We start from the raw sequence: 24,576 nt of genomic DNA, 5'->3' as shown, positions 1-24,576 counted from the left end.
CCGTGCCGCGCGGCGCCGCTCCAGACGCCGCGCTGCCGTGCATCGCCGGCAGGCCGGCAACTTCTTCTGGACGAGGTGAATCATGTGCGGAATCGTCGGAGCAAGCGGCCTGAACAATCAGGTGCCGCAACTGGTCAATGCGTTGAGCCGGCTCGAGTATCGCGGCTACGATTCGTGCGGCATCGCCTTGCAGGACGACGGCCGCCTGCGCAGCGAACGCACGTTGCGGCGCGTGACGGACCTGCAGGCGCGCGTGCTGACGCTCGGCCTGGAAGCGCAGACCTGCATCGCGCATACGCGCTGGGCGACGCACGGCGCGCCGTCGGAAATGAACGCGCATCCGATCATGTCCGGCGACACGATCGCGGTCGTGCACAACGGGATCATCGAGAACCACGACGCGCTGCGCGCGGAGCTGCGGGAGCGCGGCTACACGTTTCGCGGCCAGACCGACACCGAGGTGATCGCGCACCTGATCCACAGCGTCTATCGCGACGACCTGTTCGACGCGGTCGTGCGCGCCGTCAAGCGGCTGCACGGCGCCTATGCGATCGCGGTCCTCAGTGCGCACGAGCCGCAGCGCCTCGTCGCCGCGCGCGCCGGCTCGCCGCTCGTGATCGGAATCGGCGCCGAGCAGAACTACCTCGCGTCGGACTGCGCGGCGCTGGGCGACCTGACCGACCGCTTCGTCTACCTGGAGGACGGCGACGTCGCGCTGATCACGCCGGAACGCATCGCCGTGGTCGACTCCGGCGGGCACGATGCCCGGCGCCCGCTGTGCCAGGTGAAGGCGCGCGAGGGAGACGCCGCGCTCGGCCCGTACCAGCACTTCATGCAGAAGGAGATCTTCGAGCAGCCGAAGGCGATCGACAGCACGCTCGACGGCATCGACACGATCTCGCCGGCGCTGTTCGACGCGACCGACGGCACGCGCGCGCGGCTGTCGAGCGTCAGGAGCGTGCTGCTGCTCGGTTGCGGCACCAGCTACTACGCCGGACTGACCGCGAAATACTGGCTGGAGAGCATCGCCGGCATTCCGGCGCAGGTGGAGATCGCCAGCGAATTCCGCTACCGCGACACGGTGGCCGATCCACGCACGCTCGTGGTCGGCATCTCGCAGTCGGGCGAAACGGCCGACACGATCGGCGCGATCGAGCAGGCGCGCGCGATGGGCCAGGAACTGTCGCTGGCGATCTGCAACGTCGCGACCAGCACGATCGCGCGCAATGCGCCGCTGCGGTTCCTCACGCGGGCCGGCATCGAGCTCGGCGTCGCGTCGACGAAAGCGTTCACGACGCAGCTCGTCGCGCTGTTCGTGCTGACGCTCACGCTCGCGCAACTGCGCGGCCGGCTCGACGCGGCGCACGCCGCGATGCACCTGAAGCAGCTGCGCGCGCTGTCCGGCCGCATCGGCCATGCGCTTGCGCTCGAAACGCAGGTCATGGGTTGGGCCGCGAAGTTCGCGCGCACCGAGAATGCGTTGTTCCTCGGGCGCGGCATCCACTTCCCGATCGCGCTGGAAGGCGCGCTGAAGCTCAAGGAAGTGTCGTACATCCACGCGGAAGGGTATGCGGCCGGCGAGCTGAAGCACGGCCCGCTCGCGCTCGTCACGAGCGCGATGCCCGTCGTCACGATCGCGCCGGACGACCGCCTGTTCCAGAAGCTGAAGTCCAACATGGCCGAGGTGCGCGCGCGCGGCGGACGGCTCTACGTGCTGGCGGGCAGTCAGCTCGAAATCGACGCCGACCGCGACACGCACCTGATCCGCGTGCGCGAGTCGGGCGACCTGCTGTCGCCGATCGTCAACGTGATCCCGCTGCAACTGCTCGCGTATCACGTCGGCTGCGCGCGCGGCGCCGACGTCGACAAGCCGCGCAACCTCGCGAAATCGGTGACCGTCGAATGAAACGGCGCCCGCGCCCGGTGCCTGCGGCCGCGCGATGCGTCGCGGCCGCGCTTTGCGGTGCGTGCGGCATCGGCGCGGCGCCGCCGGCCGCCGTCGCCGCCGCGCCGGTCGTTCACACGGTCACCGTGCAGGCTTCGCCCTCGCCGCAGGCCACCGGCGACCCGCGCCGCTTCATGCACGGCATCGGCGTGGCCGACGCCGGCGACGGCAAGCGCTGGGTGTTCTTCAGCAGCTCGGGCATCGAGCCGCGTGGCGCGTTGCGCGGCGGCAGCTGGCCGCACGACGTGTACGTCGGCGAATGGCGCCCCGGCGAGCCGCGCCTGCTGCACGTTCACACGTTCATCAGCCGCCCCGAGGCGCAGGAACCGGTATCGATCGCGCAAAACGCGCGCGGCGACATCTTCGTCACGTTCGAGGACGGCTGGAAGGCGCCGCAGGAGGTCAGCCAGCGCTACGGCATCTACCGCCGCGACCTGAAGCCGGTCAAGCCCTACCCGAACGACGTCGAGTCGGGCGGCCATTCGGGGCATGTCGCGACGGTCGGCGAACGCTTCGTCGTGTTCTATTCCGCCGACTGGGTCGACGGCGGCGGCGTCGACAATCTCGGTTCCGGCAACGGCGTCTACCTGAAGACCTACGACGCGGCCGGACACGTGCTGAACCACGTCGCGGTCGCGCCGCGCCGCCGCGAATGGTGGCCCGTGATCGCGGGCTCGCCGCGCACCGCGCTGCTCGTGTGGCAGAAATTCATCGAAGGCAGCACCGACGCGACGCTCGAATACGCGATGTTCGATCCCGTCACGGCGAAGCTCGACATGCTCGGGACGCTGAACGACAGGATCCGGTATTACGTGTACTCGTCGGCCTACGTGCCGGAGATCGACCGCTTCATCGTCGTCACGACGACGGCCGACGATCGCGGCATCGCGATGCTGATCGCGCCGGACGGCCGCCGCACGGCGACGCTCGACTGCCTGCCCGCATCGGTGCGCGAATCCGGCATCGGGGTCGCCGGCACGCATGCGTACGTGCCGACCCGCGACGGGCGGCTGCTGACACTGGCGCTCGGGGCCTCGACGATTTCCGCGAGCGGCGTGCAGCGCTCGCCGATTCCGTGGGGCTCGACCGGCATCGCCGGATTCCCGGCCCGCGGGTCGGCCATGCATTTCGTGTCGCTGACGCCGTCGGGCACGCGCGAAGCCGATTTCGAACCCGGGCGCGACACGTCGATGCCGAACGACGCAGCGCGTTGCTCGAGTCATTGACGACAGTCCGGCCCTCGGTCATGTCGTCAGCGCGGGCCGGCCTCGCGCGCCCCTTTCCTCAGCGGAATTCGCCAGCGCCGCGCGTAGCGGATAGACTGTCGCCCGATTCCTTCCATCGCCCGCGGCGCCCGACTCCTGCTGCCGCCGGAACGTCCTTTCCCGGAGAACGAATGCTGAAGCGCCAGTGGATTTCGCTCGTGCTGCTGACGGTTTGCCTGCTCGGACAACGCGCGTCGGCGCAGTCCACGCTCGAACTCGACACCGACGGCACCGCCCGCCCCCTCACCCGGCAGACGCTGCTCGCGCGCCCCGATGCGGCGGACATCCACGTGCCGCGCGACATCGCGTACGGCCGGCCGATGACGTTCCGCGCGGTGCCGTTCGCCGCGCTGCTCGGCGACACGCCGCTGCCGGCCGACGGCGTGCTCGAAACGCGCGCGGCCGACGGCTTCGCCGCGCAACTGCCGCTGGATCTCGTGCGCCCCCACGCCCCGGCCCGCGCCGTCCCGTGGCTGGCGATCGAGGACCCGGCCCATCCGTGGCCGAAGCTGCCCGGCAAGCCGGTCAGCGCCGGGCCGTTCTACCTCGTGTGGCTCGGGCCGGACGCGTCGTCGGTGCGCGGCGAGCAGTGGCCGTACCAGGTCGTGCGCGTCACGATCGAATCGTCGCCGCTCGCGCGCTGGCCGTCGCTGGCCGTCGATCCGGCCTTGCCCGCCGACGATCCGGCCCGCGCGGGCCAGCGGCTGTTCGTCACGCAATGCCTCGCCTGCCACCGGCTCGACGGTGCGGGCAGCAGCCACGCCGGCCCCGACCTGAACACGCCGATGAATCCGGTCGACTACTTCCAGCCGGCCGCGCTGCGCCGCTATATCCGCGACCCGGCGTCGGTACGCGACTGGCCTGGCCGCCGCATGCCGGCCTTTCCGCCCGACCAGCTGAGCGACCGGGAACTCGACCAGATCGTCGCGTATCTCGCGTACCGGGCAAAGCGCAAGGCCGGCCAGTAACGGGCAGCCGGATCATCCAGGGGACGTTGATGACATCACGCGACACGCTGTTCACCATCGCGCCGATCGACGCCGCGCAGACGCACCCGCTCAGGGCGACGATCCTGCTCAACGGCGACCTGAACGCATGCGAGCTGGCCGGCGACCATGCGCCGACGACGCTGCATGTCGGCGTGCGCGACCGGTCGGGCATCGTCGCCGTCGCGTCGCTCTGCGAGGAACCGCGCGACGACGATCCCGCGCAGCCGGCGTGGCGGCTTCGCGGAATGGCCGTCCACCCTGCCGTGCGCGGCATGGGATTCGGACGCGTGCTGGTGCAGGTCTGCGTGCGGCACGCGGAAGAACGCGGGGCCGCGCTCGTCTGGTGCACGGCACGCGAAGCGGCGTACCGGTTCTACGAAAAGCTCGGGTTTGCGGCCGATGGTGCGTTGACGACGATGCCGGGCCGCACCGATACGGCGTTCCACGTGATGCGCCGCTACATCGGCCGGCATTCGCGGTCGGTCTGACGCAACGCGCGCGCTGGCGTCACGCCAGACGAACGCCTGCCCGGCCCGGCGAAACCCTGCCGCCGGGCCGGGCGCGTCACGCTCAGGCTTCCTGCGCGCTTCGCAGCACCGCGCGCAACAGCACGTCGGCGCCCGCCGCCGCCCATTCGGGCGTGATCGCTTCGGCCTCGTTGTGGCTCAGCCCGTCGACGCACGGCACGAAGATCATCCCGGTCGGCGCGACGCGCGCGACATAACACGCGTCGTGGCCCGCGCCGGACACGATATCCATGTGCGACAGACCGAGCGCCTCGGCCGCGTCGCGCACTGCGTCGATGCAGCGCGGCGCGAACGGAACCGGCGGGTACGTGAAGATCTGCTCGATCCGTGCGCCGAGGCCGGACGCGTCCGCCACGCGTGCGAGTTCCGCGCGCAGCGCCGCGTCCAGTTCGTCGAGTACCGCATCGTCGGGATGGCGGAATTCGACCGTGAAGAAGCAGCCGCCCGGCACCGTATTGCGCGAGTTCGGCCGCGCCTCGATCATCCCGACCGTCGCGCGCGCATGCGGCGCGTAACGACGGCCGAGTTCGTCGAGAAACGAGATCATCCGCGCGGCGCCGACCAGCGCATCGCGACGGAATGCCATCGGCGTCGTGCCCGCGTGCGCGTCGACACCGGTCAACGTCACTTCGTACCAGCGTTGCCCCTGCCCGGCCGTCACGACGCCGATCGTCTTGCCGGCCCGTTCGAGAATCGCGCCCTGCTCGATATGCAGTTCGTACGCCGCGTGCACCGGATAACCGCCGACGGGCGCCGCGCCCGCATAGCCGATCCGCTCGAGCTCGTCGCCGATCGTCCGGCCCGTGCCGTCGGTACGCGACAGCCCGTATTCGAGCGTATAGACGCCGGAAAACACGCCGGCCGACACCATCGCCGGCGCGAAGCGCGAGCCTTCCTCGTTGGTCCAGATCACGACGTCGACCGGGCGCTCGGTCTCGATGCCCGCGTCGTTCAGCGCACGCACGACCTCGAGGCCGCCGAGCACGCCGTAGATGCCGTCGTACTTGCCGCCCGTCGGCTGCGAATCGGCGTGCGAACCGGTCATCACCGGCGCGGCATCGGGATTCCGGCCGGGGCGGCGCGCGAACACGTTGCCCATTTTGTCGACGCGCACCATGCAGCCGGCCTCTCGCGCCCATTGCACGAACAGGTCGCGCGACTCGCGATCGAGATCGGTCAGCGCGAGGCGGCAGACGCCGCCCTTCGGCGTCGCGCCGATCTGGGCCATCCGCTCGAGCGACGCCCACAGGCGGTCGCCGTCGACGCGCGGTACGTTGACGGTGTTCTCATGCATCGCCGTGCTCCGTAGAACCTTGCAGCGCATAGCGGAAATCGCAACGCTTGCCGCCCTGCATGATCGTGCTCGTGCGCGTGAGCGCGATATCCGGCGCATAACCCTGGATGAAATAGCTGTCGCGCGCGCAGCTGAGCAGGTGCCCGATCTCGCCGAGCCCCATCGCGTGATACATCTCCGCGTAGCGGCAGCGATGCACGTCGTAGTCGTAATGCGTGTCGTCCGCGCGCCGCACCTCGACGTCGAGCGCATCGTCCTTCTCCCACAGCACCTGCAGCGCGATGAACGACTTCACGCTCGTGCCGTCCGGCTCCTGCGCGGCGAACGTGCGGCCCGCGTCGACGGCCGCGCCGCGCACGGCTTCCGCGATCACGGCCTGCGCGCGCTCGGTGCCGAACTCGCGCTTCATGATCTCGTAGATCGGCTTGATGATTTCCGCTTCGATGCGGCGCCGCGCGAGGATCCCGGGGCGCGTGTCCTCGGGTGCGGCGGCGGATGTCGGGCTGGATTCGGTCATGGGGATCGTCTTTGTCTCGTGGGGTTACTTGGCCGCGGTGCGCGAACCGCCGAGCACGTCGACGACGGCCCACTTGCCGCCGCGCACCTGGTAGATCGTGAAGGCCGGGTCCTTCAGGTTGCCTTCCGGGTCGAACGCGATACGCCCGGTCACGCCCGGCCGGTCGATGGCGCGCACCGCCGCGACGAGCTTCGCCGGCTGCGTCGTGCCGGCCTTCTGCGCGGCGGCGATCAGCGTGGCCGCCGCGTCGTACGCGAACGGCGCATGCAGTTCGATCGGTGCATGAAAGCGTGCCTGGTATTGCGTGTCGAACGCCTGGCCGCCCGGCATCCGGTCGAGCGGCAGGCCCGGTTCGAGCGCCGTCACGCCGTCGCCGTCCTTGCCCGCGAGCGACAGGAAGGTCTGGCTCACGAAGCCGCCCGCGCCGAGCAGCGGCGCATTGACGCCGAGCTGGCGCATCCGGCGGGCGATCGGCGCGGCCTGCGCATCGAGGCCGCCGAAGAACACGAGATCCGCGTGCTTGCCCTTGATCGCGGTCAGCACGCCGCTGAAATCGGTCGTCTTGTCGTTCACGTACTGGCGATCGACGATCGCGCCGCCGTTCGCCTGCACGCCCTTGATGAACTGGTCGGCCAGTCCCGCGCCGAACGACGTGCGATCGTCGATCACCGCGATGCGCTTCGCCTTCAGCGTCTTCACCGCATACGCGCCGGTGAAATTGCCGCCCGCATCGTCGTGGCCCATGATCCGGAACGCCGTCGCGTAGCCCTGCTGCGTGTATTGATGGCCGGTGGACGCCGGCGCGATCTGCGGGATGCCCGCGTCGCGGTACACGCGCGACGCCGGCACGCTGCAGCCCGTGTTCCAGTGACCGACGACGCCGATCACGTGCTGGTCGACGAGCTGCTGCGCCACCGCGACGGCCGTGCGCGGATCGGACTGGTCGTCGGCCGCGACGAGCTTGTAGACGACCGGCTTGCCGCCGATGGTCGGATGCTTGGCGTTCGCGTCGTCGATCGCGAGTTGCGCGCCGTTCTGCAGATCCTTGCCGATCCGCGCGGACGGGCCGGTCAGCGGCGCGGCGAGACCGATCAGGATCGTCTGCGGTGCGGATTGCGCGAACGCGGGAACGGAGGCGACCAGGGCGGCCGCGGAGAATGCGAGACTGGCGGAGAGGAAAGCGATTTTCATGTGTGGAGGATCGGTAGGTCGAATCAAAACATGAAAAATATTAAATATTCAACACCCAAGCCCCAAATACCCAATTGTTGGATGCTTATGCCGTTTCCGGAACATTAACGTATACGACTGTATATAAAGCATATTTTCATGTTGTCGCTTACCCTGACTTTTCGATAAAATTCGATACATGAAAAATATCGAACAATTGCCGCACGATCCGCCGCTGCGCGCGGTGCGCGCGTTCGAAGCGTTTGCGCGTCTCGGGTCGGTCACCGCGGCGGCGGGCGAACTCGACATCACGCCGTCGGCCGTCAGCCATCAGCTGCAACTGCTGGAAGCGTTCATCCAGACGCCGCTGACGGTCCGCGAAGGCCGGCTGCTCGCGCTCACCGACGAAGGGCGCGATTATTACCGCTCGATCAGCGCGGCGTTCTCGGTGCTGCGCAGCGCGACGCGCTTCGTGCGCGACCGCTCGTCGCTGCGGCAGATCACCGTCAGCCTGATCCCGCTGCTCGGCATCGGCTGGTTCATTCCGCGGCTGCACGCGTTCCTCGCCGACAACACGGACGTCGACGTCACGGTGCTGTACGCCCATCACCGCAACTACCGAAGCGACGCGTCGGACCTGTCGATCCGCTTCGGCACCGGCGACTGGCCCGGCTACCGCTGCGAACGGCTGCTGCCGGGCGCGATGGTGCCGATGTGCAGCCCGTCGTTCCTGACGCGCCACGGGCCGTTCCGCACGCCGGCCGATCTCGCCCGGGCGCCGCTCGTGCACGACGAGGATCGCAGCACGTGGGTCAACTGGCTGCAGGGTGCCGGCGTGCGGCACGTGTCGCACGCGGTGGGGCCGATGTTCGAGGATGGGCAGCTCACGCTGAGCGCCGCGCGTGCGGATCTCGGCGCGGCGCTGCTGCGCGCGCCGCTGGTCGAGCGCGAGCTGGCGAACGGCGAGCTCGTGAAGCTGTTCGATCACGCGCTCGACGACGGGCGCGATTACTACCTGTGCACGCGCGAGGACGCGGACATGCCGGACGGGGCGCGGCGGCTCGCCGAGTGGCTGAGGAAGATGGCGGGGATCTGAGCGGAACGTGCCGCGCCGGCGGAACGACGCTCGGAATGGTAAAAGCGCTCTTCGACACCAACATCCTGATCGACTATTTGGGCGGCGTGGAATCGGCACGCGTGGAACTGGGCCGCTACGACTATCGAGCGATCAGCACGATCTCGTGGATGGAGGTGCTGGCCGGTACGCCCGCACAGGACGAGGCGCCCATCCGCGCATGGCTCTCGTCGTTTGATGTCATCGCGCTCGACCACACCGTTGCGAATCGCGTCATGACAATCCGTCAGGAGCGGCGCCTCCGCCTGCCCGACGCAATTGTCTGGGCATCGGCACAAGTCAACGGGCTCCTGCTCGTGTCGCGCAACACGAAGGACTTCCCCGCCACCGAACCCGACGTCCGCGTTCCCTACACGCTCTGAGCCGTCGCATACCGCGACACCTTGCCCTCCCGTCGCACCGGACACGATCGCGCGAGACGTTCGTCCAGCGCCCGCGCTCGTCCGCATTCGACAGCCATCCGCCCCGCACTCGACAAGCCGCTCCCACAGGCCCGCACAATCAAGGGCCGGAAGCAGATAGAAAATCCCGATGCCCCAGATTGAAACAAGCAATTTCACAAGCTCCGGGTGAACCCGGATACTGGCAACACTCCACTCACCACTGAAGACAAGGAATTCTCCAGATGCCGATCATCAACACCCAAATCAAGCCGTTCAAGGCAACCGCTTACCACAACGGCGATTTCGTGCCCGTCTCGGAAGAGAACTTCAAGGGCAAGTGGTCCGTCGTCGTGTTCTACCCGGCCGACTTCACGTTCGTCTGCCCGACCGAGCTGGGCGACCTCGCCGACCGTTACGCGGAATTCCAGAAGCTGGGTGTCGAAATCTACGGCGTGTCGACCGACACGCACTTCACGCACAAGGCATGGCACGACACGTCGGACACGATCGCCAAGATCAAGTACCCGATGATCGGCGACCCGACGCTCACGCTGTCGCGCAACTTCGACGTGCTGATCGAGGAAGAAGGAATGGCCCTGCGCGGCACGTTCGTGATCAACCCGGAAGGCGAGATCAAGCTGTGCGAAATCCACGACAACGGCATCGGCCGCGACGCAGGCGAACTGCTGCGCAAGGTGCAGGCTGCGCAATACATCGCGGCGCACCCGGGTGAAGTGTGCCCGGCCAAGTGGACGCCGGGCGCGGAAACGCTGACCCCGTCGCTCGACCTGATCGGCAAGATCTGACGATCGCGCCGCGCGCCTCGCACGAGGCGCGCGATGGCGGGCCGCCGCGACACGCGGCCCGCACCCTCCTCCGGCACGACGTGCCCGACCAGCATAATCAATACGGAATCCGAAACGCCATGCTCGACGCCAATCTCAAGAACCAACTCAAAGCGTACCTCGAAAAAATCACGCGCCCGATCGAACTCGTCGCTTCGCTCGACGACAGCGCGAAATCGCAGGAACTGCTGGCGCTGCTGAACGAGATTGCGTCGCTGACGGATCGCGTGACCGTTGCGGAACGCCGCGACGACGCCGAGCGCAAGCCGTCGTTCTCGATCGGCGAACCCGGCAAGCCGGCCGGCATCCGCTTCGCCGGCATCCCGATGGGCCATGAATTCACGTCGCTCGTGCTCGCGTTGCTGCAGACGGGCGGCCACCCGATCAAGCTCGACGACGACGTGATCGAACAGATCCGCGCGCTCGACGGCGATTACGCATTCGAGACGTATTTCTCGCTGTCGTGCCAGAACTGCCCGGAAGTCGTGCAGGCGCTGAACGTGATGTCGCTGATCAACCCGCGCATCCGCCACGTCGCGATCGACGGCGCACTGTTCCAGGATGAAGTCGAGTCGCGCCAGATCATGGCCGTGCCGACGATGTTCCTGAACGGCGCGTCGTTCGGCCAGGGCCGCAGCAGCGTGAAGGAAATCCTCGCGAAGCTCGACACGGGCGCCGGCGAACGCGCGGCGAAGTCGCTCGAAAACAAGCCGGTGTTCGACACGCTGATCGTCGGCGGCGGCCCGGCAGGCGCGGCAGCCGCCATCTACTCGGCGCGCAAGGGCATCGCGACGGGCGTCGTCGCCGAGCGTTTCGGCGGCCAGGTGCTCGACACGATGGCGATCGAGAACTTCGTGTCGGTGCAGGAAACCGAAGGGCCGAAGTTCGCGACCGCGCTCGAGCAGCACGTGAAGCAGTACGACGTCGACATCATGGACGTGCAGCGCGCCGACGCGTTGATTCCGGGCGACGTGCACCAGATCCGCCTCGCGAACGGCGCGGTGCTGAAGGCGAGGACGATCGTGCTCGCGACCGGCGCGCGCTGGCGCGAAATCAACGTGCCGGGCGAGCGCGAGTACCGCAACCGCGGTGTCGCGTACTGCCCGCACTGCGACGGCCCGCTGTTCAAGGGCAAGCGCGTCGCGGTGGTCGGCGGCGGCAACTCGGGCGTCGAGGCCGCGATCGACCTGGCCGGCATCGTGAAGGAAGTCACGCTGATCGAATTCGGCGCGCAACTGCGCGCGGACGAAGTGCTGCAGCGCAAGCTGCGCAGCCTGCCGAACGTGACGATCGTCACGCAGGCGCAGACGAGCGAGCTGACCGGCGACGGCAGCAAGCTGAACGGGCTCGTCTACAAGGATCTGCGCTCGGGCGACACGCGGCGCATCGATCTCGAAGGCGTGTTCGTGCAGATCGGCCTCGTGCCGAACACCGAATGGCTGAAAGGGACGGTCGAACTGTCGAAGCACGGCGAGATCGTCGTCGATGCGCGCGGTGCGACGTCGGTGCCGGGCGTGTTCGCGGCCGGCGACGTGACGACGGTGCCGTTCAAGCAGATCGTGATCGCCGTGGGTGAAGGCGCGAAGGCGTCGCTCGGCGCGTTCGACCACCTGATCCGCCAGGACGTGGCGCCGGCCGCCGCACCGCAGCCGCAAGCGGAAGAAGCGGTCGCCGCATAACGCCCTTCGGCGTACCGGATTGTCTCTCTTGGCCCCGCATGCTTTGGTCGGCATGCGGGGTCCTTTTTATTCGGAAGTTGGCGCGGCTACTTGGTTGCGGTCGGATCGCCGTTCGCGGGCACGGGTGTCGTCGACTTGAAGTTGCTCGATGCGCGGACCAGTTGCTCGGTCATCGCGGCGGCGACCGGATTCGCGCCGGACGAATTCCCCTGGCGGGACGAACCGGCGCTTGCCGACATCGACGACATCGGCGGCGGCGGCAACGACGGATCGAGCTTCGCCGATTCCCGGACCAGCGCGGCCGTCTCCGGCGTTTCGGATTTCGTCGCGGCCGGCGCGGCGGCTGCATGGCGTTCGAGGCCGTCGCGCTTGCGCGGCGCACGTTGCGCGTCCTGCGCGGATGCGGCCGATGGAGCGGGTTTGACGGCCGGCGCCGGCGGGGTCGAATCCTGCGCATCCACCGTCACCACGTTGACTTTCGGCGGCGGTGCGGCGGGCTTCGTCACCGGTTGCGGCTTGTCGCTGACGACCGGAACCGCGGGCACGGCCGCAGGCGCCGCGTCGATCCGCGCGGTTTCAGCCGGCGCAGGCGTGGGTGCGGACGGAGGCGGCGCGGCCGCGACCTGTTTCGATGCCGTCGCGGCAGCCGGTGCCGGCGGCGCGATGGCGCCCTGCACCGCATGATCGTTGCTCGCGGGTGCCGCGGCGACCGGCGCGGCCGAATCGCCGATGCCGGCGTCTTCGATCGCACGGTGGTCCGCGCGCAGGAGCATCACGTAGCCAGTGCCGGCCGCGGCTACCAGGAGCGCACCGGCGATCATCAAGGTCTTGCGGGTACTCGTCATGCTTGCTCACCGATCATTTCGACGTGAACAAGCCATCATACGCGGCAGTCGGTCATTGATCCCGCATGAATACATTTGGTTGCATTGATGGCGGCCGAGGGCCGCCGATGCGATGCCGCGCGCCCTATCGTCAGACGGAAAAATGCCTGCTCGTCCCCGTCAGATACAGAAAATTGCAACCGCGATCCCGCCGAACAGCAGCCACTTCACGATGTAGTACACGGTGCGATTCCATGCCTTCAATCGCTTGCCGGCGCGGCGAATCGCATACAGGTACCTGAACGCACGATTGAGGCCGCCCGTGCGATCGCCCGTTTCGTTCGGCGACGCCGCCGCGCGCATCAGCAGTTGCCCGAACGCATCGTTGATGCGCTGCGCCCAGCGATATCTCATCGGGCGGTCGATGTCGCAGAACAGGATCACGCGATCGTGCCCGGTGCGGTTTTCGGCCCAGTGCAGGTACGTCTCGTCGAACATCACGGCCTCCCCGTCCCGCCATGCATACGACTCGCCGTCCACGACGATCCGGCACGCGTCGTCGTTCGGCGTATCGAGCCCGAGGTGGTAGCGCAGCGAGCCCGCGTACGGATCGCGATGCAGCCCGAGTTTCCCGCCCGGCGGCAACTGCGCGAACATCGCCGCCTTGATCGACGGAATCCGCGACAGGATCTCGACCGAGCGTGGACACAGCGCCTGCGCGGACGGATGCGGCGCGTCGTACCACTTCAGGTAGAAACGCTTCCAGCCGTGGCGAAAGAACGAATTGAAGCCGATGTCGTTGTACTCGCCGGACGCCTTGATCCGGCTGGCGTCGCGCAACGCGAGCGCTTCGCCGCGAAACGTGCGCCATTCGCGCCGTAGCACCGCGAGCTCCGGAAAGTGATCCGTATCGAGAAACGGCGTGGTCGGCACCGACGAGAACGCGTAAGAAAAGCAGTTCAGCGGTGCGGTGAAGGTCGAGTGATCGGATAGTTGCCTGAACAACCTGTGCCGAACCTTGCCGCGCCGATGCGTGTACACGACACACGCAACGAACACGATCAACAGGACCCAGCGCATCGATATTTCCCCCGTAAGCTGTTTGCCGAAATTCTAGGTAGGGGAAAAAATTCCTGCACTGACGCGCAGGTCGTGCGGCGTGCGTCGTCACGACGCGGCGCGTTGCCGGATCGACCGTGCCGAAACGCCGAAAGGCCCGAGAATACGGGCTTTTCGGGCCATCGTGGCGCGCGTGCGGCGTGCTCCCGACGCAGGCGCCGCCGGCGATTATTCCGGAAACGGCAAATCAGTTTGTCGGTCTGCACGCATACCGAACGCGTTCAGCGTCATCGTCGCACGCAAACAGGCAACCGGTGCGCCCCATCCCCGGCATGATTACGTCGACGGTCGGCAGCACACCGCTCTTGTCGCACGCCGCGCGAGTCATGTTCAGGTCGACCGCCGCGCGGACGGCATGCGAATGTCGCATCCTCGAACGACGGAATTCGCAACAGGGTTTCACCGAGCGCGGGCACGGCATCCGACAAAGCGCGGCATCGTGGGCGGTCAGGCCCCGGGCGCGCATGCCTGACACGCAGGAACCAGTTCGTGTGAGGGAGACCGCATCGCACTTTTCCGATTGGTTAAACCTGAATTTCGTACTCGTCCCATTAAAAATCCCGCCCCGTTCGATGAAAATCCCAAATCTGATCGGAGTTCGACATATCTGCCCTTCCATACGACGACATTTCGCCGGGAAATCCCCATGAACCTCACGAATCCATTTCATCCTGCCTCGATATCGGCTTGTTCAAGACGTGTATTCCGCCGCGCGTCACTGCCCGTCGTCCTGACGCTCATGGCCGCCTTCGTCACACATGACGCGTTGGCACTCACCCAGGTCACCGCATTCGGCTCGACGCTGAACGTACCGAGCACCACTGCGGCCGGAACGGTCCTGAGTCGCCATACCATTCCGAAAAATCAGCTTTGCGGCGCGCTTGCCAAGTGCGACGTCTACGCGATCTCGTTATGGCCGAACGGCGGAGGCGCCTTCGCGCCCGGCCCCGATATCGCCACCAACGTCCCCGGCATTTCGGCGCGGCTGCTGATCGGCGGCCAACCCGCCACCCGGGCCGACTACGGATCTGCCGGTATGCCGATTACCGTCTCGTCATCTCTTGAGGTCCAGCTCGTGCGAGATTCGCGGCCGCTTGAGCCCGGTAGCCTTGCCGGCCAGGCCGGTGGAAATCCTTCGTACTTCTATATTTGCACGTCGCCTCGCGGAACATCCACATCCTATTGCGGTTCGTCGTACGACGGTCTTGCGATCGCGCTGGCGGCCAAGGTCAAGCTGGTCAACGGCACCTGCGGCACGCCCACCCAATCCATCACGCTGCCGGGTGCCGCCGCCGCTCAATTCAAAGGTGTCGGATCGACCGGCAACAACGCATCCACGCAGAGCTTCAATCTGCGATTCGAAAATTGCCCGCCGGGCTATACGCGCATCGGTTACACGCTCACGCCGATCGGTGGCGCGTCGTCCACCATTCCCGGTGCATTGCCGCTGCGTGGCGGATCGACCGCAAAAGGTATCGCCATCAAGATCACGGACGCATCCGGATTGCCGGCCGCCTTCGATTCCTCGTTGCGGCTTGGCGCATACTCGTCCTCGACGGGCGGCACCTACACGCTTCCGATGGTTGCCGGCTATGTCCAGACGGAGGCCGTCGTCACGCCGGGCACGGTCATGGGCGCCATGTCCGTCCTGGTCGATTATCAGTAACCGCCTGCGCCTTCACACCCGCGTCTCAAGCCGGACGCGTGATTCGGGGGCGCCGGTTCAACTGCACCTCATTCCGGGAACGGCAAATCGGTTTGTCCGTCTGCGCGCATACCGAACGTGTTCAGCGTCATCGCGACGAGTGCGTAGTAACCGAGCAGCGCGACGAGATTCACCACGGTCTCGTGGCCGAAGCGCGCCTGTGCGCGCGCGAACGTCGCATCGCTCACGCGGCGCGTGTCGTACAGCTCGCTGGCGAACGCGTATATCAGTGCGTCGTCGTCCGATTCGAATGCGGGCGCGACGCCCAGCCGGATCGCTTCGGCCGTCGCTGCCGGCACACCGGCGTCAAGCGCGATCGGATGATGGATGTGCCACTCGGCCTGCGAGCGCCAGCGCGCGGCCGTCACAAGAATCGCGAGTTCCGACAGGCGCAGCGGCAGGCCCGTGCGATAGCGGCAGAACGCGCCGAGCTTCTGCGCGTGCTGGGCCAGCTCGGGGCTCGCGATCCAGCCGAGGAACGGCCCGTTCAGGTTGCCGCGCGGACCACTGAGGATGTCGGCCAGCACGGCCTTCTGCTCGTCGGTGGCCAATGCGGGATCGAAAGGAGGCAGTCTGTCTGTCATGGTCGGGATTCGATGAAGTCGGGATTCACGCGCCGGCCGACGCGAGCGCCGCGCCGATCGCGCCGGACAGCCGCTCGACGATCGTGTCGATCTGCGGCGCGGTACTGATGAACGGCGGCGCCACCAGGATGTGATCGCCGTGCACGCCGTCGATCGTGCCACCCATCGGGTACACCATCAACCCGCGCTGCATCGCTTCGCGCTTGACCGCCGCATGCAGCCTCAGCGCGGGATCGAACGTCGCCTTGGTGTCGCGATCGCGCACGAGCTCGATGCCGACGAACAGCCCGCGGCCGCGCACGTCGCCGACATGCGGATGCGTACCATAATGCTCGCGCAACGATGCACGCAACTGCTCGCCGCGCGCCTTCACGTTGTCGAGCAGTTTCTCTTCGGCGATCACGCGCTGGACTTCGAGCGCGGCCGCGCACGCGGTCGCGTGGCCGAGGTACGTGTGGCCGTGCTGGAAGAAACCCGAGCCGTCGACGATCGTCCGGTAGATGCGGTCGCTCACCAGTGTCGCACCGATCGGCTGGTAGCCCGCGCCGAGCCCCTTCGCGATCGTCAGCAGGTCGGGCGCGACGTCGTCTTCTTCGCACGCGAACAGGTAGCCGGTGCGCCCCATCCCCGCCATGATCTCGTCGAGGATCAGCAGCACGCCGTATTTATCGCACACCGCGCGCATCTTCTTCAGGTACGTGCGCACCGGCGGCACCGCGCCGGCCGTTGCGCCCACCACCGTCTCCGCGACGAACGCCGCGACGTTTTCCGCGCCGAGTTCGACGATCTTCCGTTCAAGCTCGTCCGCCAGACGCTGCGCGTACGCTTCGTCGGTTTCGCCCGATTGCCGGTCGCGGTACGCATAACACGGGCTCACGTGATGCGCTTCGATCAGCAGCGGCAGGAACGGCTCGCGGCGCCATGCGTTGCCGCCGATCGCGAGTGCGCCGAGCGTGTTGCCGTGGTAGCTCTGCCGCCGCGCGATGAAATGCCGGCGCTGCGGCTCGCCCTTCTCGACGAAATACTGGCGCGCGAGCTTCAGCGCGGCCTCGATCGCCTCGGATCCGCCCGACACGAAATACACGTGTTCGAGGCCGGCCGGCGCGGCGTCGACGAGCCGGTCGGCGAGTTCTTCCGCCACGTCGGTCGTGAAGAACGACGTATGCGCGTACGCCAGTTGCTGCGCCTGCCGCTTGATCGCGTCGATCACGCGCTGGTTGCTGTGGCCCAGACACGACACGGCCGCGCCGCCGCACGCGTCGATATAGCGTTTGCCGGTCGAATCGATGATCTCGATGCCGTCGCCTGCAACGGCAACGGGCAAGGTGGCGCGCGGAGCGCGATGGAAAACGGTCGTCATGCGTGGCCTCATGGATCAGGACGCGTCGGGCGCGCGTCCGGACGGCACGATGCGCGTCGCGAAGCGCCGCGTGCCGTGTTGATGAACGGTGAAATCGATTGATGCCGAGCCAATCGCGAACACGGCGGTTGCCAGCGTATTCTCGCCGTCGGGGTCGGCCGGATCGTCACGGTAGATCGGCAGCCCTTGCGGCGCGCGATCGCCGAGCACGCGCAGCAATGCGCGTTCGTCGACCGCGTCGATGCCGGGCATCAGCGTGTCGACGCGGCGCTGGCGGTCGGCCGACGATTGCGTGACGATCTGCGCTTGCGCGTCGCAACCGGGATGCACCAGATGGTTCGCATGGCCCGACAGTCGCGCGACGTCGACGACCGAACAACGCGCGACGCTCGCCTCGATGCTCAGCAAGCGTTCGTCGCCGGTCGCGCCGAGCGTGTGATGAAAGCCGCTCGCGCGCGCATGCCCGCGCAGCACGTCGGCCGCCGCGTCGAGCGATGTCGCGTCGAGCACCGCGCGCGCGAGGATCATGCGCGGCACGCCGGCTGCCGGCGTGCGGATGCGCAGATTGTTGATCGTCTGCACGATGCCCGCGCGGTTCGCGGCAAACGTATGGCCCGGCAGCGAACCGGGGTAATAGAAACTGACGAAACCCGGCTTGCCGGCCGGCTGCACGTCGACGAACAGGCAACGCTCGCGCAGGTACGGATCGCCGTCCTCGTTGTGCGCGATCCAGCGCGTGCCGTCGGCATCGCGCGCGGCGAGCGTCGTACAGCCGTCCGGCGCGTGATGGATCAGTTCGCCGCGGCAGTTCCACAGGAAGACGTCCTCGGCCGGCCAGCCGATGCCCGCCGCGATCCCGTCCAGTTCCGCGACGAGATCGGGGTACGCGGCCAGCGCGGCCTGCCGCAGCGCATCGACGAACGGATGGCCGCGCCAGCCTCGCACGGCCTGCCATGCGCTGCTCTGCCGCATGTACGTGTCGAATACGGGGCGGGCAAGCTCGCCGAGGCGCACGCCGATGTCGAACGGCGCACCGGCGATGACGGGAGAAAGGGAAAGCGGCATGTCGGCCATTTCGGTTTCGTTCAGGACACGTGTTTCAGGAATTCCTTCAGGCGCGGCGTCGGCGGACGGTCGATCAGGTCGACCGGATGGCCGTCCTCGGCAATGCCGCCCTGATCCATGAACAGCAGCCGCGTGCCGACCCGCTTCGCGAAGCCGATCTCGTGCGTGACGACGATCATCGTCATCCCCTCGGTTGCGAGATCCTGCATCACTTTCAGCACTTCGTGGCGCAATTCCGGATCGAGCGCCGACGTCGGCTCGTCGAACAGCATCAGCCGCGGCCGGATCGCGAGCGCACGCGCGATCGCCACGCGCTGCTGCTGCCCGCCCGACAACTCCGACGGGTAATGATTCGCACGCGATTCGAGGCCGACCTTGTCGAGCAGCGCCATCGCCTGGTCGCGCGCGTCGGCACGCGATGCACCGCGCACCTGGATCGGCCCGAACATCACGTTCTCGAGCGCGGTCATCTGCGGAAACAGGTTGAACTGCTGGAACACCATGCCGGCCTCGAGCCGGATGTTGCGGATCGTCGCCGCGTTGCCGCGCACGCTCTGGCCGTCGACGAGCAGCTCGCCGCCGGTGATTTTCTCGAGCGCGTTGATACAGCGCAACATCGTCGACTTGCCCGAACCGGACGGGCCGATCACGACGACCACCTCGCCCGCGTCGATCTTCAGGTCGATATGCTTCAGCACCGGCACGTGGCCGAAGCTCTTCGACACGTTCTGGAATTCGATCATGCTCATAAGATGCGCATCCTTTTCTCGACGATCCGCAGCGTCAGCGTCATGGCGCCGGTCAGCAGCAGATAGATGATCGCCACCGCCGTCCAGATCTCGACCGCCTGGAAATTGCCCGCGATGATTTCCTGCCCCTTGCGCGTCAGCTCGCCGACGCCGATCACGATGAACAGCGACGTGTCCTTCAGGCTCACGATGCACTGGTTGCCGAGCGGCGGAATCAGCCGCCGGAACGCGAGCGGTCCGACCACCTTGAGCAGCACGCGCGGCATCGACAAGCCCATCGCGAGCCCCGCTTCCGTCAGCCCCTTCGGAATCGACAGCAGCGCGCCGCGCACCACTTCCGCGAGATACGCGCCGGAATTCACCGTGATCGCGATGATCGCGGCCGTCAGGCCGTCGATGCGGATATGCGCGAGCAGCGGCAGCGCGAAGTACAGGAACATCACCTGCACGACGATCGGCGTGCCGCGGATCAGTTCAATATAGATCTGGGCGAGCACGTTCATCGCCTTCGGTCCGTATGCGCGGAACATCCCCGCGATCATCCCGACGATGAAGCCGCCCACCAGCCCGAAAAATGCGATGAACACCGTCAACCGGACCCCGTCCATCAGGTCCGGCAACGCCGCCCAGATCGCCGACCAATCGAAATTCACTTGTCGCTCCCCGTTCGAATCAAGACCGGCGCGGCCATCCGGCCGCGCCATGGTGCGCCGTCACGCTCACATCTTCGGCGGCTCGGCACCGAACCACTTCTTGTAGATCTGCGCGTAGCGGCCGTCGGCCTTGATCTTCACGAGCGACGCGTTGACCTTCGGCACGAGCGCGCTGCCCTTCGGGAAGCCGATCCCGTATTTGTCGCCGCTGACCGGCTGGCCGGCGACCTTTACCTTGCCCTTGCCTTCGTTGTTCACGAAGAACAGGACGTTCGGCGTGTCGTGCATCGCCGCGTCGACGCGGCCGGCTTCGAGCGCGAGATAGGCCTGGTCGATGTTGGGGAACTGACGGACCTCCTTCGGCTTCAGGTGCGCCTTGATCCAGTCGATCGTCGCGGTGCCCGTCTTCGCGGCGATCACCTTGCCGTTCAGGTCGTCGATCGACTTGATCGACGTGTTGCCCGCCTGCACCATCGCCGCGAGGCCGCTGTCGTAGTAAGGGGCGGAGAAGTCGATCGCTTTCTTGCGCTCCTCCTTGATCGTCATCCCGGACAGCGCGACGTCGATGTTCTGCGTCTGCAGCGCCGGGATCAGGCCCGCGAAATCCATCGGCTGGATCGTGTATTTCCAGCCCTGGTCCTTCGCGATCTCGGCCCACAGGTCGAGATCGAAGCCGACGTACTTGTCGCCCTGCTTGAACTCGAACGGCATGAAGGACGTATCGGTCCCGACGACGAGCGTCTTGGTATCCGCGTGCGCGATGCTTGCGCCGAGCGCGGCGACAACCGCGACGGCTTTCAGGAAGGAACGGCGACTCATGGTTTCTCTCCGCATGATTGAGCGATGTGGCCGGCCAGCCGGCCGGCGGGAACGACGACATCAAGCCGCACCGCAACATGCGATGTCGAATTAGACCTTAGTGCAACAAGTGTTGTCAATGGCGATACTACGACAACAAAAAAGTCCGCAACGAATAAATTCATCGAGACAAATCCGGGCCGCGCGGGCCGGATTGATCGGAGGAAACGGGAGAACGGCGGGGCAGGACGCGCCGCCGGATCGCGCCGCCGCGGGATGGCGGCGCATCGGGAGACAATGGCGGCGCCGTGCGGGGCCGGCCGTGCGCGCCAGGCCGGCAACCGCCGGCGCGGCTCAACGCAGGTTGCGGGGTGCGCGGGACAATACCGGACGACGACGCGCCGGTGTCGCGTCGATCACGCCGCCACCCCGCTCGCCTGATGCGACACGAGCCGCGCATACGCGCCCTGCCGCGCCATCAAGTCCGCGTGGCGTCCCGCCTCGATCACGCTGCCCTGCTCCATCACGAGGATCAGGTCGGCATTGCGTACGGTCGACAGCCGGTGCGCGATGATGATCGACGTGCGCTGCGTCATCAGGTCTTCCAGCGCCGCGCGGATCTGCTGCTCGCTGATCGTGTCCAGATGGGACGTCGCTTCGTCGAGGATCAGCACCGGCGCATCCTTCAGGAACGCACGCGCGATCGCCACGCGCTGGCGCTGGCCGCCCGACAGCTGCACGCCGCGCTCGCCGACGCGCGTCGCCAGCCCGTCCGGCAGCCGCGCGACGAAGTCGCCGAGCGCCGCATGGTCGATCGCGCGCCGCACGTCCGCGTCCGACGCGTCGTTCGCCGCGAGCCGGATGTTCGCTTCGAGCGTGTCGTTGAACAGGTAGGTATCCTGCGCAACCAGCGCGATGTGCTGCCGCAGGTCGTCGAGCCGCAGGTCGCGCAGGTCGACGCCGCCGAGCGTCACGCGACCCTGTTGCGGATCCCAGAAACGCAGCAACAGGCTCGCGACCGTCGACTTGCCGGCGCCCGATGCGCCGACCAGCGCGACCGTGCTGCCCGGCGGCACCTCGAAGCTCACGCGGTCGATCGCGGGCACGCCGCGGCCCGGATACGTGAACGACGCCGCCTCGAAACGCACGGCCGGATTGCCGGGCAGCGCGTGCGTGCCGTCCGTCACGGTCACGGGCTCCTTCTCCAGCGCGCGCAAGCGGCGCGTCGACGCGATCGTGTCGGCAAGCTGGCGCGCGACCTGGCCGATTTCGGCCACCGGCATGAACGCGGCCACCGCAACCAGCACCAGCAGCGGCAACGACTCGTGCGGAAACCAGCCGCGTGCGCACAGCAGCGCACCGAGCGCCGCGACGGCCAGCCCGCCGAGCCCGCTCGCGACTTCCAGCGCGGCGCTTTGCGTCGACAGGTCGTCGAGCAGCTTCGCTCGCTGCAGGCGGTACGCATCGACCTCGGCCAGGAACGCTGCGCGCCGGCGCTCGATCGCCTGGAACGCGGTCAGCTCCGCGAGCCCCTGGATCGTTTCGGTCAGGTGCGCGCCGAGCTGGCCGAGCGCTTCGCGCGCGCCGGTGCCGAGCCGGTCGACATCGCGCCGCGCGAGCACCGGCGCGAGCCCGGCCCACAGCAGGAACGGCAGCAGCACGAGCGCAAGCGGCCATGCGACCGACGCGAGCAGCACCAGCACGCCGGCCGGCACCAGGACCGCGACGAACGCGGGCGCCAGCGTGTGCGCATAGAAATACTCGACGGTCTCGACGTCCTGCGTCGCGAGCGAGACGAGATCGCCGGAACGGCGGCGCAGCAGCCCGGCCGGCGCGAGGCGTTCGAGCGTCGCGAACAGCGCGATGCGCATTTCCGCGAGCAGCCGGTACGCCATGTCGTGCGCGAGCCACGATTCGAGCCAGTGCAGCACGGCCGCCACCGGCGCGATCACGAGCAGCGCGACGACGAGCGACGCACTCACGCGGCCGGACGACACCGCACCGACCACCATTGCGCCGATCACCCCGACGCCGATGAACGCGAGCACGCGGCCGATCCCGAACAGCACGGTCAGCACGACCTTGCCCTTCCACGGCCGCACGAAGCGCAGCAGCGTCTGCAACGTTTCCGCCCAGCCGATCGTCGCCGCGTCGTCGTTCAGCGGCCGCACCTGCGGGCCCGACGACGCGCGCGCGGTCGCACCGGCCGCCGCCGACGCGCCGACGGATTCGGCGACCGCCTCCAGTTGCGGCCCCATCAGCCGGCGATACGGGCCGTCGCGCGCGATCAGCGCCGCATGCGTGCCTTCATCGACCACCTGCCCCTGGTCGAGCACCAGGATGCGGTCAGCGCCGATCACGCTGGACAGCCGATGCGCGAGCACGAGCGTCGTGCGCCCGCGCGTGAGCCGGTCGAGCGCCTGCTGGATCAGCGCTTCATTCTCCGCATCGACCGACGACAGCGCCTCGTCGAGCAGCAGGATCGGCGCATCGCGCAGCAGCGCGCGGGCGATCGCGATGCGCTGGCGCTGGCCGCCCGACAGCATGAGCCCGCGTTCGCCGATGCGCGTCGCGTAGCCGTCGGGCAACGCCGAGATGAAATCGTGCGCGTTGGCGGCGCGCGCGGCCGCGATCATGTCCGCGTCGCTCGCCTCGGGGCGGCCGAGCCGCAGGTTGTCGGCCACACTGCCGTCGAACAGCGTCGCATCCTGCGCGACGACGGCGATCATCTCGCGCACCTGGTCGGCGTCGAGCGTGCGCACGTCGTGGCCGCCGATGCGTACCGCACCGCCCTGCGCATCGTGCTGACGCAGCAACAGGCGCACGATGGTCGACTTGCCCGCGCCGCTCGGCCCGACGATGGCGACCGTCTCGCCTTCGCGAACCGTGAAGCTCAACGCCGCATGCGCATCCGCGCGGCGCCCCGGATACGCGAAGCTGACGTCGTCGAACGCGATCTCCGGCCGCAGGCCCGTGACGCGCGGCGCATCGGCGGCCGGCCCCCGGCTGCCCGCGTCGAGCAGCGCATGGATCGCATTCGCCGCCGACTGGCCGATCATCCCCTGGTGCAGCACCGCACGCAGGTCGCGCAACGGCCGGAAGATTTCGCTGCCGGCCATCAGCACGATCAGCAGCGCTTCGAGGCTCATGTCGCCGTGCCGCACGCGCCATGCGCCCACCGCGATCGCCGCGGCCGCGCCCAGGCCCGTGCCGAGATCGGTGAAGAGCCGCGTCAGCAGGCCGAGCGCGAGCACCCAGAACGTGCTGTCGGACAGCGCGCGCGCCTTGGCGGCCAGCTTCGCGCCGAACGCGCTGCTCTGCCCGAACGCCTTCAGCGTCGGCAGGCCCTGCACCGCGTCGAGAAACTCCTCGCCGAACGCCTTGAACGCGGCCGAGCGTGCGAGCGCCGCACGCTTGTCGGCGCGATGCACGAGCTGCGGCAGCGCGAGCGTGACGAGCGCCGCGACCAGCAGGATCGCGGCCGTCGGCACGTCCCACCATGCGAGTACCGCGAAGATCATGACCGGCGCGCAGGCGGCAATCACGAGTTGCGGCAGGTAGACGCCGAAGAAGGTTTGCAACTGCTCGACGCCGTCGACGACGGCGAGCATCACGCCGCCCGTGCGCTCGCCGCTGAACCACGCGGGGCCGAGCGCGGCGATCCGGTCGAACAGCCGCGCGCGCAGCGTGGCCTGCACGCGCCCGGCCGTATGCTGCGCGAGCACCGTGCGGCGATGATCGAGCCACGCGCGCAGCAGCACGCAGGCCGCCGTTGCAGCGACGGCTTCGCCGATGCTGCGTACCGGCGCACCGGAAAAAACCAGCGCCAGCACGCGGCCGAGAAAGACGAAACGCAGGATGCCGACACCCATCGCGACGAGCCCGAGCGCGACTGCCGCGGCCACCCGCCAGCGCAGTCCGGCCATCATGGCCCATAGTCGTCGGTCGAAATACATGTTGCCTCCAGTCA

At 67.8% G+C, this 24,576-nt stretch carries 21 protein-coding genes; 9 read left to right on the top strand and 12 right to left on the bottom strand.

Features of this window, described 5'->3' with window-relative positions; all coding sequences use genetic code 11:
• The first annotated feature begins 82 nt into the window (after positions 1-82).
• The 4 genes from glmS to WJ12_RS25950 all read left to right on the top strand — a co-directional run bounded on the left by glmS (position 83) and on the right by WJ12_RS25950 (position 4,687).
• Positions 83-1,906: a glutamine--fructose-6-phosphate transaminase (isomerizing) gene (gene glmS, locus WJ12_RS25965; protein ID WP_059558222.1), complete on the top strand. Its 1,824-nt coding sequence runs from the start codon at positions 83-85 to the stop codon at positions 1,904-1,906.
• Positions 1,903-3,171, top strand: coding sequence for a hypothetical protein (locus tag WJ12_RS25960; protein WP_059558224.1), 1,269 nt, complete (start codon positions 1,903-1,905; stop codon positions 3,169-3,171). Before glmS ends, WJ12_RS25960 begins: the two co-directional genes overlap by 4 nt.
• A 170-nt stretch (positions 3,172-3,341) precedes the next feature.
• On the top strand, positions 3,342-4,178 hold the full coding sequence (locus tag WJ12_RS25955) for a c-type cytochrome (RefSeq protein ID WP_049033564.1): 837 nt from the start codon (positions 3,342-3,344) through the stop codon (positions 4,176-4,178).
• 29 nt (positions 4,179-4,207) lie between these two features.
• Positions 4,208-4,687 (top strand): GNAT family N-acetyltransferase, encoded by a 480-nt coding sequence (locus WJ12_RS25950; protein ID WP_059558226.1) that lies wholly within the window; start codon positions 4,208-4,210, stop codon positions 4,685-4,687.
• A gap of 82 nt (positions 4,688-4,769) precedes the next feature.
• On the opposite strand, the gene WJ12_RS25945 is transcribed toward WJ12_RS25950, so the two are convergent.
• From WJ12_RS25945 to WJ12_RS25935, 3 genes are read right to left on the bottom strand one after another with little or no spacing between them, the layout of a single operon-like run.
• Positions 4,770-6,020 (bottom strand): Zn-dependent hydrolase, encoded by a 1,251-nt coding sequence (locus tag WJ12_RS25945; RefSeq protein WP_059558228.1) that lies wholly within the window; start codon positions 6,018-6,020, stop codon positions 4,770-4,772.
• Positions 6,013-6,537 carry an L-2-amino-thiazoline-4-carboxylic acid hydrolase gene (locus tag WJ12_RS25940; RefSeq protein WP_059558230.1) on the bottom strand — a complete coding sequence of 175 codons (525 nt, stop codon included), beginning with the start codon at positions 6,535-6,537 and terminating at the stop codon, positions 6,013-6,015. The genes WJ12_RS25945 and WJ12_RS25940 overlap by 8 nt, the downstream gene beginning before the upstream one ends.
• A 24-nt stretch (positions 6,538-6,561) precedes the next feature.
• The gene (locus tag WJ12_RS25935) at positions 6,562-7,728 is read right to left on the bottom strand and encodes a branched-chain amino acid ABC transporter substrate-binding protein (protein WP_034185940.1); all 1,167 of its coding nucleotides are present in this window, start codon (positions 7,726-7,728) and stop codon (positions 6,562-6,564) included.
• Between the two features lie 178 nt (positions 7,729-7,906).
• Between WJ12_RS25935 and WJ12_RS25930 the strand changes: the two genes are divergently transcribed.
• The 4 genes from WJ12_RS25930 (at position 7,907) to ahpF (ending at position 11,749) form a co-directional block, all read left to right on the top strand.
• Complete coding sequence (locus WJ12_RS25930; RefSeq protein ID WP_034185939.1) at positions 7,907-8,803, top strand: LysR substrate-binding domain-containing protein; 897 nt, start codon at positions 7,907-7,909, stop codon at positions 8,801-8,803.
• 35 nt (positions 8,804-8,838) lie between these two features.
• Positions 8,839-9,204 carry a type II toxin-antitoxin system VapC family toxin gene (locus tag WJ12_RS25925; RefSeq protein WP_049035366.1) on the top strand — a complete coding sequence of 122 codons (366 nt, stop codon included), beginning with the start codon at positions 8,839-8,841 and terminating at the stop codon, positions 9,202-9,204.
• Between the two features lie 263 nt (positions 9,205-9,467).
• Positions 9,468-10,031 carry an alkyl hydroperoxide reductase subunit C gene (gene ahpC, locus WJ12_RS25920; protein ID WP_049035363.1) on the top strand — a complete coding sequence of 188 codons (564 nt, stop codon included), beginning with the start codon at positions 9,468-9,470 and terminating at the stop codon, positions 10,029-10,031.
• A gap of 119 nt (positions 10,032-10,150) precedes the next feature.
• Positions 10,151-11,749, top strand: coding sequence for an alkyl hydroperoxide reductase subunit F (gene ahpF / locus WJ12_RS25915; protein ID WP_059558232.1), 1,599 nt, complete (start codon positions 10,151-10,153; stop codon positions 11,747-11,749).
• 86 nt (positions 11,750-11,835) lie between these two features.
• Here the strand turns inward: ahpF and WJ12_RS25910 are convergent, their stop codons facing one another.
• Both WJ12_RS25910 and lpxO read right to left on the bottom strand, forming a co-directional pair.
• Positions 11,836-12,594, bottom strand: a complete 759-nt coding sequence (locus WJ12_RS25910; protein WP_059558234.1) for a hypothetical protein — start codon at positions 12,592-12,594, stop codon at positions 11,836-11,838.
• Positions 12,595-12,753: 159 nt separating this feature from the next.
• On the bottom strand, positions 12,754-13,653 hold the full coding sequence (gene lpxO / locus WJ12_RS25905) for a lipid A hydroxylase LpxO (RefSeq protein ID WP_034185934.1): 900 nt from the start codon (positions 13,651-13,653) through the stop codon (positions 12,754-12,756).
• A 685-nt stretch (positions 13,654-14,338) separates the two neighbouring features.
• On the opposite strand from lpxO, the gene WJ12_RS25900 reads away from it, so the two are divergent.
• The gene (locus tag WJ12_RS25900; RefSeq protein ID WP_034185933.1) at positions 14,339-15,358 is read left to right on the top strand and encodes a fimbrial protein; all 1,020 of its coding nucleotides are present in this window, start codon (positions 14,339-14,341) and stop codon (positions 15,356-15,358) included.
• Between the two features lie 68 nt (positions 15,359-15,426).
• Here the strand turns inward: WJ12_RS25900 and WJ12_RS25895 are convergent, their stop codons facing one another.
• From WJ12_RS25895 to WJ12_RS25865, 7 genes are all read right to left on the bottom strand, one after another.
• A complete protein-coding gene (locus WJ12_RS25895; protein ID WP_034185932.1) occupies positions 15,427-15,981 on the bottom strand; it encodes a carboxymuconolactone decarboxylase family protein in 555 nt (184 codons plus the stop codon).
• Between the two features lie 25 nt (positions 15,982-16,006).
• Positions 16,007-17,341: an aspartate aminotransferase family protein gene (locus WJ12_RS25890; protein WP_034185931.1), complete on the bottom strand. Its 1,335-nt coding sequence runs from the start codon at positions 17,339-17,341 to the stop codon at positions 16,007-16,009.
• Positions 17,342-17,356: 15 nt separating this feature from the next.
• Positions 17,357-18,406, bottom strand: coding sequence for a C45 family autoproteolytic acyltransferase/hydolase (locus WJ12_RS25885; RefSeq protein ID WP_059558640.1), 1,050 nt, complete (start codon positions 18,404-18,406; stop codon positions 17,357-17,359).
• 20 nt (positions 18,407-18,426) lie between these two features.
• Entirely contained in the window at positions 18,427-19,155 is a 729-nt protein-coding gene (gene glnQ, locus WJ12_RS25880) for a glutamine ABC transporter ATP-binding protein GlnQ (RefSeq protein WP_034185930.1), read from the bottom strand.
• Positions 19,152-19,859, bottom strand: a complete 708-nt coding sequence (gene glnP / locus WJ12_RS25875) for a glutamine ABC transporter permease GlnP (protein WP_175027885.1) — start codon at positions 19,857-19,859, stop codon at positions 19,152-19,154. The genes glnQ and glnP overlap by 4 nt, the downstream gene beginning before the upstream one ends.
• A 15-nt stretch (positions 19,860-19,874) precedes the next feature.
• The gene (gene glnH / locus WJ12_RS25870) at positions 19,875-20,627 is read right to left on the bottom strand and encodes a glutamine ABC transporter substrate-binding protein GlnH (protein ID WP_059558236.1); all 753 of its coding nucleotides are present in this window, start codon (positions 20,625-20,627) and stop codon (positions 19,875-19,877) included.
• Positions 20,628-21,022: 395 nt separating this feature from the next.
• Complete coding sequence (locus tag WJ12_RS25865; protein ID WP_059558237.1) at positions 21,023-24,562, bottom strand: ABC transporter ATP-binding protein/permease; 3,540 nt, start codon at positions 24,560-24,562, stop codon at positions 21,023-21,025.
• Positions 24,563-24,576: the final 14 nt, after the last annotated feature.

The organism is Burkholderia seminalis, from assembly GCF_001718535.1.
Classification (GTDB): Bacteria; Pseudomonadota; Gammaproteobacteria; order Burkholderiales; family Burkholderiaceae; genus Burkholderia; species Burkholderia seminalis.
Note: the sequence above shows the minus strand (reverse complement) of the source record. Positions and strands in the feature narration are given on the sequence as shown.

What these genes read in the sequence shown, in the direction of transcription:
- WJ12_RS25930 (WP_034185939.1), top strand. Translation starts at nt 7,907, where the DNA reads ATGAAAAATATCGAACAATTGCCGCACGATCCGCCGCTGCGCGCGGTG.
- WJ12_RS25950 (WP_059558226.1), top strand. Translation starts at nt 4,208, where the DNA reads ATGACATCACGCGACACGCTGTTCACCATCGCGCCGATCGACGCCGCG.
- WJ12_RS25885 (WP_059558640.1), bottom strand. Translation starts at nt 18,406, where the DNA reads ATGCCGCTTTCCCTTTCTCCCGTCATCGCCGGTGCGCCGTTCGACATC.
- WJ12_RS25890 (WP_034185931.1), bottom strand. Translation starts at nt 17,341, where the DNA reads ATGACGACCGTTTTCCATCGCGCTCCGCGCGCCACCTTGCCCGTTGCC.
- WJ12_RS25935 (WP_034185940.1), bottom strand. Translation starts at nt 7,728, where the DNA reads ATGAAAATCGCTTTCCTCTCCGCCAGTCTCGCATTCTCCGCGGCCGCC.
- WJ12_RS25865 (WP_059558237.1), bottom strand. Translation starts at nt 24,562, where the DNA reads ATGTATTTCGACCGACGACTATGGGCCATGATGGCCGGACTGCGCTGG.
- ahpC (WP_049035363.1), top strand. Translation starts at nt 9,468, where the DNA reads ATGCCGATCATCAACACCCAAATCAAGCCGTTCAAGGCAACCGCTTAC.
- WJ12_RS25900 (WP_034185933.1), top strand. Translation starts at nt 14,339, where the DNA reads ATGAACCTCACGAATCCATTTCATCCTGCCTCGATATCGGCTTGTTCA.
- WJ12_RS25895 (WP_034185932.1), bottom strand. Translation starts at nt 15,981, where the DNA reads ATGACAGACAGACTGCCTCCTTTCGATCCCGCATTGGCCACCGACGAG.
- WJ12_RS25940 (WP_059558230.1), bottom strand. Translation starts at nt 6,537, where the DNA reads ATGACCGAATCCAGCCCGACATCCGCCGCCGCACCCGAGGACACGCGC.
- WJ12_RS25945 (WP_059558228.1), bottom strand. Translation starts at nt 6,020, where the DNA reads ATGCATGAGAACACCGTCAACGTACCGCGCGTCGACGGCGACCGCCTG.
- WJ12_RS25925 (WP_049035366.1), top strand. Translation starts at nt 8,839, where the DNA reads ATGGTAAAAGCGCTCTTCGACACCAACATCCTGATCGACTATTTGGGC.
- ahpF (WP_059558232.1), top strand. Translation starts at nt 10,151, where the DNA reads ATGCTCGACGCCAATCTCAAGAACCAACTCAAAGCGTACCTCGAAAAA.
- glnQ (WP_034185930.1), bottom strand. Translation starts at nt 19,155, where the DNA reads ATGAGCATGATCGAATTCCAGAACGTGTCGAAGAGCTTCGGCCACGTG.
- glnH (WP_059558236.1), bottom strand. Translation starts at nt 20,627, where the DNA reads ATGAGTCGCCGTTCCTTCCTGAAAGCCGTCGCGGTTGTCGCCGCGCTC.
- glnP (WP_175027885.1), bottom strand. Translation starts at nt 19,859, where the DNA reads ATGGCGCGGCCGGATGGCCGCGCCGGTCTTGATTCGAACGGGGAGCGA.
- WJ12_RS25960 (WP_059558224.1), top strand. Translation starts at nt 1,903, where the DNA reads ATGAAACGGCGCCCGCGCCCGGTGCCTGCGGCCGCGCGATGCGTCGCG.
- WJ12_RS25955 (WP_049033564.1), top strand. Translation starts at nt 3,342, where the DNA reads ATGCTGAAGCGCCAGTGGATTTCGCTCGTGCTGCTGACGGTTTGCCTG.
- WJ12_RS25910 (WP_059558234.1), bottom strand. Translation starts at nt 12,594, where the DNA reads ATGACGAGTACCCGCAAGACCTTGATGATCGCCGGTGCGCTCCTGGTA.
- glmS (WP_059558222.1), top strand. Translation starts at nt 83, where the DNA reads ATGTGCGGAATCGTCGGAGCAAGCGGCCTGAACAATCAGGTGCCGCAA.
- lpxO (WP_034185934.1), bottom strand. Translation starts at nt 13,653, where the DNA reads ATGCGCTGGGTCCTGTTGATCGTGTTCGTTGCGTGTGTCGTGTACACG.